Below are 11,708 nucleotides of genomic sequence, written 5' to 3'. Positions count from 1 at the left end.
AATGAAAATAACTAAGCTCTTTGTAACAGATCTTGATGGAACCTTTCTACGATCAGATCATAGCTATGATCGGCAAGGATTACGAAATATTCTAAACCAATTCAAGGAAAAAGGCTACCTGTTTGTGGCTGCTAGCGGTCGTCCCTTACTCAGCTTAAAGGAAGTTTTTCAAGGATTTGAGAATGATATGGTGTTTTTGGCAGAAAATGGTAGTCTCCTTTCCTATCAAGGGCAGATGCTATTTCAGGATAAGCTCCTCACAGCAGAGGAATATCAGCCTATTGTGGCTGCTATCAAGAACAGTCCCTATGGACCAACTGACCGGATTCTGTTATCTGGCATAGAGCAAGCCTATATCTCTGAAGCAGTGGATGATGCTTATTACAAGAATTGTGCCAGATATTATCCTAAGTTACAAAAGGTAGCAAACTTATCAGAGGTTACTGACGAAATAGTCAAGATAGCAGCATATTTTTCAGAGGAAACATTTTCTGAGGTCTACAAATGGCTCAATAATAGTTTTCATGGTATTTCTGCTGTCACTACAGGTTTTAACTCAGTTGATATCATTTTATCAGATATCAATAAAGCAGTGTCTCTTGCTCGACTTTGTGATTACTTTGACTTAACTAATCAAGATGTGATCGCCTTTGGTGACAACCAAAATGACCTTGAGATGTTGGAGTTTGCTGGTACAGCGATTGCTACTAAAAATGCCCGAGATTCCATCAAGGCAGTAGCTAATCAGGTCATCGGCTTTTGTGATGATGATGCGGTACTTGGCTACATACAGCATCACTTATCACTTACCTAGTACAATAGTAGTAGGAACAGTGGACGAGATTCGTCCACTGTTTTATTTTTTAGAAGATAAATAGTCACCAATCGAAAGAACTCTTGTCCATATGTGTGTGATTTCTAGACAAGTTGTCGAACTGACTGTTCTCCCTCAACTCCACTAGATTTTGAATGGTCCTGATTTTTTGAGCAAGCTTTTTAGAACATTATAAAACACTCTTGTTTCTAGCTTACTAGCTAGGTTGAACAAGAGCGTTTTTCTGGTGTCTTGTTTGGGATGCTTCTTCCGACTATCAGCATGTTTTGTGATTCTAAAAAGAATAAGTTTACCAATAGATATTATTAGACAACGGTGATAGGATTTGTATTATTCTTATCTAGAAAATCATGGTAGATACAGAGGCTGACAGCAGCCCGGGCAACATTGATGGGCGAAAATGGGATGATGCAGATTTCGGTTTGCTTTTGTTCGGGAAATAACTGGATTTCTTCCTGTAAATGGTTGAGTATATTGTCTGTGATAATAGACGATGAAAAAAGTTCACCATCTAAGTATATTCTTTCGGTATCAATCAGTTGACATAGGTTAGAAATCGAAATGGCAAGATAATGACAAGCAGTATCAATCAATTGAATAGCTCCTAAATCTCCTAATTGATAGGCAGTAAGGAGTGTATTGATTGTAATCTGACTTTCATCTTTTACAAGAGTTTTTAAGAGTGATAGAGGGCTATGGTAGAGAATGGTAGCCTTGTGGATTAGATCGGCTTCGCTAGCATACACTTGTAAACAACCGTGTTTACCACAAGAGCACCGTTCGCCTTGAGGATTGATGACGGTATGCCCGATTTCTCCAATTAAAAAATTTTTATGACTATAAATTTCCCCATTATACATATATGAATAATGGATTCCTCTTGCCACATGGTAAACGATGAAATTACTATCATCTGAATGGTAGGAAAATAAACGTTCAGCAAGTGTGAGGCAGTGAGATTTATTATCTAAATACACAGGAACAGAGAACGATTGGATAATATGATGAAGATTAACGTCTGTCCAGTAAGAACTCTTGGAGATGATAGTGGGTGATTCTTGCACCTTGGCATATCCAGGAAGACCGATTCCTATGCCAGTTATAGGATAATCAGGATACTGGTCTAGAAAACTTTTCATTAGTTTGATAATAAACTTATCTGTAGGTTTTTCTTTTTCAAGAGATAACTCTATCTGCCTACTGGCTTGTATCTCTCCAACATTATCTGCAATGACTAGAGCCAAATACTTCTCAGATAGTTCTAATCCTAGATAGTAATATTGTCCAGGAACAATATCCAGTAAGAGCTTTTTTCGACCAGCTCGATCGTTGCTGACCTCTCCTAACTCTTTGACAAAGTTTAATCGGATGAACTCATTGATAAAACTTCCAGTAGTAGCAGGAGTAATATGGGTTTCTTTAGAAATATCAATACGGGAGATTGGTCTTTTGGCATAAAGTTGGTCGAGAATGGTGGCGCGTATTTCAGCTTGTTTGCGTGTTAGTTCCATTTCTTATCCTCCTGTCATAATAATACCAAAAAATAATCAATTTTTCAAATGTAAGCGTTGACATAAGGTGTTTTTTAGGTTATAATGTTTATAGAATGTTAATAATAAATGATTTTATAGAAAAAAACAGCTTTTTTATTTACATATTACAAATAATTTAAAACAATTTATTAAAAACATTCTAGTGTTGAACGAAACAATAAGGAGAGAGCAAATGGACAAAAAGGAAATTATGCTAGTTTGCGCAGCTGGAATGAGTACCAGTTTACTGGTGAACAAAATGAATAAAGCAGCAGAAGAAAAAGGACTTTATGCAAAAATTTTTGCAGTACCTGTTCATGAAGCCACTGAATACCTCAAAGATCATACAGTTGATGTTGTCTTGTTAGGTCCGCAAGTGCGTTATTTATTGGATGAGTTTCAAGAAACACTCGCTTCGCACTCCATTCCTGTAGAGGTCATTCCAATGACAGATTACGGCATGATGCGAGGGGACAAAGTGCTGGCGTTAGCAGAGTCTCTGATGGGGTAGATTGTATATGGCTGAAGAACAAACAGTAGAAGTTGTATGCAACTGATTATGTATGGTGGTGAGGCTAAATCAAATGCTATGGAAGCGATTCAGGCTGCAAAAAAGCAATTATTTGAAGTAGCCGATGTAAAACTCCAAGCTGCTCATGAAGCACTATTAGTTGTACACCATTCCCAAACTGAGCTACTTTCAAAAGAGGCACAGGGAGAAAAAAATAAACTAAACTTGTTTCTGATACACGGACAAGATCACCTGATGACCAGTATCGCCTTTGTGGATTTGGCAAAGGAAATCGTTGACCTATATAAACAACTAAACTGATTTAAAGGAGGCTTTTATGGAAAGTTTTGTATATAAATGGCAAGATCGTTTGATGCCTATCGCTAATAAAATTGGTAACCAAAAATTCTTGGTAGCCTTAAGAGATTCTTTTATTGGAACAATGCCGGTTATTATGACAGGCTCTTTTGCTTTAATGATCAATGCCTTTTTGTCTGATTTGCCTAGTCAATTTGGTTGGGAAAGTTTTACCTCAACTTTTCAATGGCTTGTTGATTTAAATTGGATTATTTTTAAAGGAAGCATACCGATTGTTGCCCTGCTTTTCCTATTTACCTTTGGTGTGAATATCGCAAAAATTTATAAAACGGATACAACTTCAGCCGGTTTAGTGGCTATCGCTTCTTACGTCATCACGATTGGAAATTCTATTTCCAAAACTTTTATGCTAGAGGATACAATCAGCTCGAGTCTAGGAAAGATGCTGGAGAGTGTTGATGGACTTACAGTAAACGGTAATGAGCTAGGAGTGACAATCAGTGGCGCCATACCAATTGAACAAATTGGTGCTAAAGGTTACTTTACTGCCATTATTATCGGTGTTTTAGCAGTGATGATTTTCTGTAAAGCAATGAGTCAAAACTGGACGATCAAACTTCCAGATTCTGTACCACCAGCTATTATGAAACCTTTTCTTTCCATCATCCCAACTGCAATTGCTATGTATGTAGTCGGTATTATCACATTCCTGTTTCAATCTTTAACTGGTGAATTGATGATTAATTGGGTTTATAAGGTATTGCAAAGTCCCTTGCTCAATATGTCGCAAAGTTTCTGGGCGATTCTGTTACTTGTATTCCTGAATAAATTCTTCTGGTTCTTTGGGCTACACGGAGGAAACGTACTAGCTCCTGTTATGGCTAGTTTGTTCGGTGTTACAATGTTAGCAAATCTGGAAGCCTATCAGGCAGGTGCTGCCATTCCATATATGTGGACAGATAATTCTTTTGGAGCCTTTGTTTGGTTTGATGCGATTGGGTTAGTGATTGCTACATTCTGGCAATCCAAAAACCAACATTATAAAGAAGTGGCAAAATTAGGTATCTTGCCAATGACCTTTAATATCGGAGAACCTGTTATGTACGGTATTCCAATTGTACTGAATCCACTCATCATGATTCCGTATATTCTTACTCCACTTGTTATGGTAACAGTTGCATACTTTGCAACCTACTTTGGATTGGTAGCTCCTGTTACTCAAAACGTGACATGGGTAATGCCTCCTGTCCTATATGGCTTCTTTGCTACCGCATTTGACTGGCGAGCAATCGTTCTATCTTTGGTAAACATTGGTATTTCGACACTTATCTACCTACCTTTCGTCAAAATGGCAGACAAACAGCAGGAGGTATAACAGAACAATGGCACAATTCGAAATAAAAGAAGAATTCTATTTAGACGGAAAGCCTTTTAAAATACTATCAGGTTCTATCCAATATTTTCGCCTTCATCCAAATCAATGGGCGGAAACTCTTCATAATTTAAAAGCTCTTGGCTACAATACCGTTGAAACATACATTCCATGGAGCTTACATGAACCACATGAAGGTCAATTTGTAACAGATGGACTGCTGGATTTTGAAGCATATTTTAAGCTGGTTCAGGAGATGGGACTTCATTTGATAGTCCGTCCGACACCTTATATTTGTGCAGAATTTGATTTTGGTGGCATGCCAGCATGGTTGTTAAACTATCCTAATATGCGTTTTAGAGTAAACAACCCTGATTTCTTAGAAAAAGTTGGAAACTTTTACGATTGGTTATTTCCTAAACTCCTTCCTTATCAATCAACAGAAGGCGGACCAATTCTCATGATGCAGGTTGAAAATGAATATGGTTCTTACGCAGAGGATAAGGAGTATCTTCGAAGTATTGCCAAGATGATGAAAGATAGAGGAGTGACAGTACCTTTATTTACATCTGATGGCACTTGGATTGAGGCTTTGGAGTCAGGGACACTGATTGAAGATGACATATTTGTAACAGGAAATTTTGGTTCTCAGCCTAAAGAAAATACCGAGGCTTTGGCGAACTTCATGGAAAAATATGGCAAAAAATGGCCACTCATGTGTACGGAATTTTGGGATGGCTGGTTTAACCGTTGGGGAGAACCAATTGTCCGCCGAGAAGCTGAAGATTTAGCAAAAGATGTAAAAGACCTGATGGCCATAGGAAATTTGAATCTCTTCTTGCTGAGAGGTGGAACCAATTTTGGATTTATCAGTGGTTGCTCAGCAAGAAAACATACAGATCTTCCGCAAGTAACTTCCTATGATTTTGATGCTCCCATCACAGAATGGGGAGTTCCAACTGAAAAGTATTACGCAGTTCAACGTGTAACGCGTGAACTTTTCCCAGATATCCAACAAGCAGAACCAATCATTCGTCAAGCTAAAGGATATGGGAAGTTTCCAGTTGTAGGAACTGCAAACCTTTTGGAGGTTGCACCAGTTATTACCGAAGAAATTCTATTGGATTATCCTCAAGCAATGGAAAAAATCCATCAAAACCATGGCTATATCCTCTATCGTTCGATGATCAAAAATCAATTCCACGAAGAGCGACTCAAGGCCATTGATGCCCATGATCGCTGCCAGTTCTATATCAATCAAAAGCATTTGGCGACTCAGTATCGCGATGAAATAGGCGATGAGATGCTCTTTAGTGCAGATACAGAGCAAATCCAAGTGGATGTATTGGTTGAAAATCTTGGTCGTGTCAATTACGGCTATAAATTAGGTGCACCAAGTCAGTCCAAAGGCGTCAAAGGCGGTATTATGATTAACCATCAATTTAGAAAAGGTTGGCAGCACTATGCCTTGCCATTTGATTCTAAAATGTTGGAAAAGTTAGAGTGCAACCGTCCAAGTCCTGATAAGGTCGAAGCACCAACATTCTATCGATTTGAAGTTGAAATGGATGATATTCAAGATACCTTTATTGATTGTTCAGCTTATGGAAAAGGATGCATCAGTGTGAACGGATTTAACCTAGGTCGTTACTGGAATATTGGCCCGATTCAATACCTCTATGTTCCATCAGGTTTTCTAAAAGAAAAAAATGAGTTTATTGTTTTTGAAACAGAGAATGTTCGGGTTGATTGCTTACAGTTAGTTGACCAACCTGTTTTTAAGGATGAGGTTTGAAATGAAATATATAGAAATAGGAAAAAAGCTAACAGGGGTTAGTCAGCTAGCCTTGGGTTGTATGCGAATGAGGAGGTATTCGCTAGAAGAAGTTACGAGGGTCCTATCTAGTGCTCAGGATATTGGTATCAATTTCTTTGATCACGCAGATGTTTACGGCCATGGTGAGTCCGAGGTCCGGTTTGCTCAAGGAATTAGGGCAGCAAACATCTCTCGCGATAAGATCCTTATCCAAAGTAAGTGTGGTATCCAGAGAGGAAATGGAGATTACTACTTTGATTTTTCGAAAGATCATATTCTACAAGCAGTTGAAGGGAGCTTGAAACGCTTAGAGACCGATTATTTAGATGTTCTTTTACTACATCGTCCAGATGCCTTGGTTGAACCAGAAGAAGTAGCGGAGGCATTTGAACAACTGTACAGAGAAGGTAAAGTTCTCAATTTTGGCGTCAGCAACCATAATACTAATCAGATTGAATTGTTACAAAAATTCTGTCAGCAACCTCTGGTCATCAATCAACTTGAATTTGGGCCAGCTCATACTCCGATGTTAGATGCTGGTTTGAATGTCAATGCACAAAATGAGAGAGGAATTGTTCGTGATGGTGGCGTACTAGATTATTGTCGACTTCATGAGATAACAGTGCAGCCGTGGTCTCCTTTTCAAGTTGATCTTGTGGAAGGTCTATTTATGACTCATCCCAAGTATCAGGAGTTAACAGCTACTATTACACGTTTAGCAGAAGAGTATCATGTCCCATTTGAGGCTCTGGTGATTGCCTGGATTATCCGCCATCCTGCCAATATGCAGCCTATTATTGGGAGTATGAATCCAAAGAGAATAGAAGCTATGGCAGCTGCTTTTGATATTGAACTATCCCGTCAGGAATGGTATCAAGTTTATAAGAGTGCCGGAAATCCTTTACCATGATGAATAAATCAGGGGTTAAAAAGTTGATTCTTGGGATTCAACATACTTCTTCCATAGCAGAATAGAGCTTCCAATCATAGAAAAGGAATTAGTTTTATGGACTAATTCCTTTTTGATAGCTATCGTTCTTTTTAGCATCCAGATATTTTTAACATTTTTAGTAAATAGAATTCTTATTTGTATACATAGGTATGGATGCAACTTTTTATCTCATTTGATAAAAAATTAAAAAAGTTTTGACAGTTCAAGAGGAATATGATAAACTTAATTAGTAATAAAAAGTAAATAAAAAATCTGTTTTTAATCATTTTCAATAAATTATTTTAATATTTTATAAAAGAAAAGAGATAATTTTATGGTTAAAAGATTTATTAGTGCCAATGCATCTGACATTTTAAACATGACACCGGCAGAGCTCAAGCAGAGTATAAAAGCGAGTGAAGGTAGGGTTATTCTTTCTGAAAATGTCGCTTTTAAAGAATCCTATATTGGGGATGTAACAAATTCAGAAATTGCATGTGCTTTTGGAGCAGATTTAATTTTGTTGAATGGAATTGATATGCTTGATCCAGTGGTATTAGGTTTAAACAATCCAAAGGAATTTGTCAAGGAATTGCATCACTTGGTTGGAAGACCCATTGGTGTTAACTTAGAGCCTGTAGATCCAAATGCACCAATGACAGAAGAACGTCTCTTTATTGATAGGGGACGCCAAACCAATATTGAAACAATAAAAGAAGCCCAACGTCAAGGAGTTGATTTTATTTGCTTGACGGGTAATCCTGGAACTGGTGTGACCAACCAAGCTATTATCGAAGCGATTCACCTTGTAAAACAGCATTTCTCTGGTTTGTTGTTTGCTGGAAAAATGCATGGCTCAGGAGTTGCTGAATCAGTTGTCGATTTAGAAGCGATTAATCAATTTATCGAAGCTGGAGTTGATGTGATTTTAGCTCCTGCAGTTGGAAGTGTACCAGGTTTTGACGAGAATGACTTAAAGGAAGTTGTCCGCTTGGCTCATAAAAAAGGAGCATTAGTCATGAGTACCATTGGGACTAGTCAAGAAAGTGCAGATACAGATACCATTAAACAGATGGCTATTCGTAGCAAAATCTGTGGAGTAGATATTCAACATATTGGTGATGCGGGATATGGTTGCCTAGCTCCAGTTGAAAACATTTTTGCAATGAGCAAGGCTATCAGAGGACAACGGCATACTGTTTCGATGATTGCTCGTTCCATCAATCGATAGGATCTATACGAAAACAGTAGTTACCATCATTCGTAGAGCAGTAGAATAAGGGTTAAGTACTTGCTTAGATTATCTTGAAAAGGTTGGAGAATGCTTTTATATTCTCTAACCTTTTTGATATTTTTTATCAGAAATCTGCTTGTGTACTTTTAATACTTGTGAAACCTTTCAAAGACTAGAGTGAAATGTTCTTTCTATGGTATAATAAACATTAGTATGGATTCTGAGAATGAAATCCTAAAAGGAGCAAGTTGAATGACTATCAAACTAATTGCAACAGACATGGACGGTACGTTTTTGGACAAAAATAGCCAATTTGATGCTGAACGTTTAAGAAAATTACTGGTTCAGACTCGGGAAAAGGGTATTTATTTTGCAGTGGCTAGTGGCCGATCAGTCCAGTCCCTCAAGGAAGTTTTTAAGGACTTTCAAAATGAAGTCATCTTTCTTGGTGAAAATGGCACGGTGGTAGAATACCAGGGAAAGACCCTTTATGAAGAGATGATGCCTCGTGATGTATATCTGGATATTGTTGATAAGATACAGTCCAGTCACTTTCAAAATCGGGATATGATTCATTTATCGGGTAAAAAGGGGGCTTACACCCTATCCAGCATTGGTGATGATTACCGTACTTTTTTGAAGCATTATTATCCTACCCTTTTTACTGTGGATGATTTTGAGTCCGTTCAAGATGAAATTTTTAAAATTGGAGCTAACTTCGCAGCGAACGAGGTCTACGATGCGAGTCAATGGTTGACTCAGGAAGTTGATGGTGTTGTCTCACTGACTAGCGGCTACGAATGTTTAGATGTAATATTGGAGCATGTTGATAAGGGAAATGGTCTGGAACATCTTTGCCAAATCCTTGGTATTGCTGCATCAGAAGTCGTGGCATTTGGAGATAATTACAATGATGAACAGATGCTTCGTTTTGCAGGGACAGCTATTGCTCCTGAAAATGCTGTTTCTGAAATCAAGAAAATTGCTGATAAGGTCATTGACAACCACGATACGGGCTCTGTTATGGCTTATATGGAGGAACTTGTATGCAGATCAAACTAATTGCTCTTGACCTTGATGGTACTCTTTTAAATGCAAAAAAAGAAATTTCAGTTGCGAATCGGGAAGCACTGATAGCGGCTCGCCAGCAAGGTGTGAAGGTCGTCATCACAACGGGTCGTCCTCTTGCAGCAGTTGAGAATTTCCTCAAAGAATTGGACCTCATGCATCCAGATGACTATTCCATTACCTTTAATGGCGGTCTAGTCCAAACCAATGATGGTGGTATTTTGGATGAGACAGGATTTGGTATCGAAGCAGTCGAAACGATTTATCAGACAACTCAGAAACTAGGCCTGCCCTTAGACGTCATCCATGGTGGGGATGTTTATATCCTACCTGCACCAGTGGAAACGCTTTATCCCACTTGTAATAGCCTACTCAACTTCGTACCGACTAGGCTAGAAGACCTACCAAGAGATATAGAGTTCAACAAGGCCATCACAGCTTATGAAGCAGAGGTTATAGATGGTCTAATTCCCGAGATTCCAGTTGAATTGAATGACCAGTTTGAAATCTTCAAATCGCGTGAAATTCTTCTGGAATGGAGTCCTAAAGGGGTTCACAAGGCTGAAGGATTAGCAAAGCTGATTGGCCACTTGGGGATTGGGCAAGCACAGGTCATGGCCTGTGGCGATGAAGAAAACGACTTGTCCATGATTGCTTGGGCAGGTCTAGGGATCTGTATGGCCAATGGTGCTAATGCAGTGAAGAAAGTGGCTGATGTTGTAACCCCCATGACTAATGAAGAAGATGCGGTTGCATGGGCAATCCGTAAATATATACTAGGTGAGGAATAAGATGGCATTATTTGAACGATTATTTGGAAAAAATCCTGAGGAGAAACTCGAAGAACCAGTCTTGGCTACTGATGTGGTGCAAGAAGATGATGAAGTAGTAGAACCCCTTGCTACACCGGAAGCGACACAGGTTGATGAGCTTTCCGCAGAAGTAGAATCCGTCATGACATCTGATCAAGAAGATCCAAAACAGCAAACTTTAAATGTCATGGAGCGTTATTATGCACAAAAAGCAGCCTTAGCAGCTCGAGTAAAAGAAGCTCAGGAAACAGGCGAGAATGTAGCTATTCAGACCAAGGAAGAGAGAGTAGTTCTAGCGGATCCGATACCACTAACTGAAACAGATCAGGAAAAGTATGAGCGCAGCCTGGAGAAGACACGAAAAGGATTTGGTACTCGGCTGAATGAGTTTTTTGCTAATTTCCGAACCGTTGACGAGGAATTCTTTGAAGAGTTAGAAGAACTCCTGATTTTATCGGATGTTGGAGTTCAAGTGGCATCGACTCTTGCAGAAGATTTGCGCTACGAAGCCAAGCTTCAAAAAGCTAAAAAATCTGCTGACTTGCAGCGTGTCATTTTGGAAAAATTGGTCACTATCTATGAAAAAGATGGACGATTCGACGAAGTCATCAACATGCAATCAGGCTTAACTGTCATGCTCTTTGTTGGTGTCAATGGGGTTGGTAAGACAACCTCTATCGGGAAATTGGCCTATAAGTACAAACAGCTTGGAAAAAAGGTGATGCTGGTTGCAGCGGATACTTTCCGCGCAGGAGCAGTAGCCCAGCTAGTTGAATGGGGCCGTCGTGTTGATGTGCCTGTCGTAACAGGACCTGAAAAGTCTGATCCAGCTAGCGTTGTCTTTGATGGCATGGAAAGAGCTCTGGCCGAAGAAGTTGACATCCTCATGATTGATACAGCCGGTCGTTTGCAAAACAAGGACAATCTCATGGCTGAGTTAGAAAAAATTGGTCGAATTGTCAAGCGTGTCCTTCCAGATGCACCTCATGAAACACTATTGGCTGTTGATGCTTCAACAGGCCAAAATGCCCTAGTCCAAGCCAAGGAATTTTCAAAAATTACTCCGCTGACAGGTCTTGTCCTAACAAAAATTGACGGAACAGCTAGAGGTGGTGTTGTTTTAGCTATCCGCCAGGAGCTGGATATTCCTGTTAAGTTCATTGGTTTTGGCGAAAAAATCGATGATATTGGAGAGTTTTCATCCGAGGACTTTATGCGTGGTCTACTAGAAGGTCTCGTATAAAAGTTATTGGAATCAATAAAAAACAGAAGTTTTCCT

Annotated in this window: 11 protein-coding genes; 10 read left to right on the top strand and 1 reads right to left on the bottom strand. The window is 39.1% G+C overall.

Annotated elements, in window-relative coordinates:
* Position 1: 1 nt before the first annotated feature.
* Entirely contained in the window at positions 2–814 is an 813-nt protein-coding gene (locus F602_RS0108400) for a Cof-type HAD-IIB family hydrolase (protein WP_018167530.1), read from the top strand.
* 326 nt (positions 815–1,140) lie between these two features.
* On the opposite strand, the gene F602_RS0108395 is transcribed toward F602_RS0108400, so the two are convergent.
* A complete protein-coding gene (locus F602_RS0108395) occupies positions 1,141–2,346 on the bottom strand; it encodes an ROK family protein (protein ID WP_018167529.1) in 1,206 nt (401 codons plus the stop codon).
* 214 nt (positions 2,347–2,560) lie between these two features.
* Here F602_RS0108395 and F602_RS0108390 point away from each other — a divergent pair, with 214 nt between their 5' ends.
* From F602_RS0108390 to ftsY, 9 genes are all read left to right on the top strand, one after another.
* Complete coding sequence (locus F602_RS0108390) at positions 2,561–2,878, top strand: PTS sugar transporter subunit IIB (protein ID WP_018167528.1); 318 nt, start codon at positions 2,561–2,563, stop codon at positions 2,876–2,878.
* A gap of 36 nt (positions 2,879–2,914) precedes the next feature.
* On the top strand, positions 2,915–3,199 hold the full coding sequence (locus F602_RS0108385) for a PTS sugar transporter subunit IIA (protein WP_018167527.1): 285 nt from the start codon (positions 2,915–2,917) through the stop codon (positions 3,197–3,199).
* Between the two features lie 16 nt (positions 3,200–3,215).
* A complete protein-coding gene (locus F602_RS0108380; RefSeq protein ID WP_018167526.1) occupies positions 3,216–4,571 on the top strand; it encodes a PTS sugar transporter subunit IIC in 1,356 nt (451 codons plus the stop codon).
* Positions 4,572–4,578: 7 nt separating this feature from the next.
* Positions 4,579–6,363, top strand: coding sequence for a glycoside hydrolase family 35 protein (locus F602_RS0108375; RefSeq protein ID WP_018167525.1), 1,785 nt, complete (start codon positions 4,579–4,581; stop codon positions 6,361–6,363).
* 1 nt (position 6,364) lies between these two features.
* Entirely contained in the window at positions 6,365–7,294 is a 930-nt protein-coding gene (locus F602_RS0108370) for an aldo/keto reductase (RefSeq protein ID WP_018167524.1), read from the top strand.
* 355 nt (positions 7,295–7,649) lie between these two features.
* Positions 7,650–8,546, top strand: coding sequence for a DUF7916 family protein (locus F602_RS0108365; RefSeq protein ID WP_018167523.1), 897 nt, complete (start codon positions 7,650–7,652; stop codon positions 8,544–8,546).
* 255 nt (positions 8,547–8,801) lie between these two features.
* Positions 8,802–9,611 carry an HAD family hydrolase gene (locus tag F602_RS0108360; protein WP_018167522.1) on the top strand — a complete coding sequence of 270 codons (810 nt, stop codon included), beginning with the start codon at positions 8,802–8,804 and terminating at the stop codon, positions 9,609–9,611.
* Positions 9,596–10,408 (top strand): Cof-type HAD-IIB family hydrolase, encoded by an 813-nt coding sequence (locus F602_RS0108355; protein ID WP_018167521.1) that lies wholly within the window; start codon positions 9,596–9,598, stop codon positions 10,406–10,408. Before F602_RS0108360 ends, F602_RS0108355 begins: the two co-directional genes overlap by 16 nt.
* A 1-nt stretch (position 10,409) precedes the next feature.
* Positions 10,410–11,672: a signal recognition particle-docking protein FtsY gene (gene ftsY, locus F602_RS0108350; RefSeq protein WP_018167520.1), complete on the top strand. Its 1,263-nt coding sequence runs from the start codon at positions 10,410–10,412 to the stop codon at positions 11,670–11,672.
* Positions 11,673–11,708 lie beyond the last annotated feature (36 nt).

The organism is Streptococcus minor DSM 17118 (assembly GCF_000377005.1).
Taxonomy (GTDB): domain Bacteria; phylum Bacillota; class Bacilli; order Lactobacillales; family Streptococcaceae; genus Streptococcus; species Streptococcus minor.
This window is presented reverse-complemented; position numbering and strand designations above follow the sequence as displayed.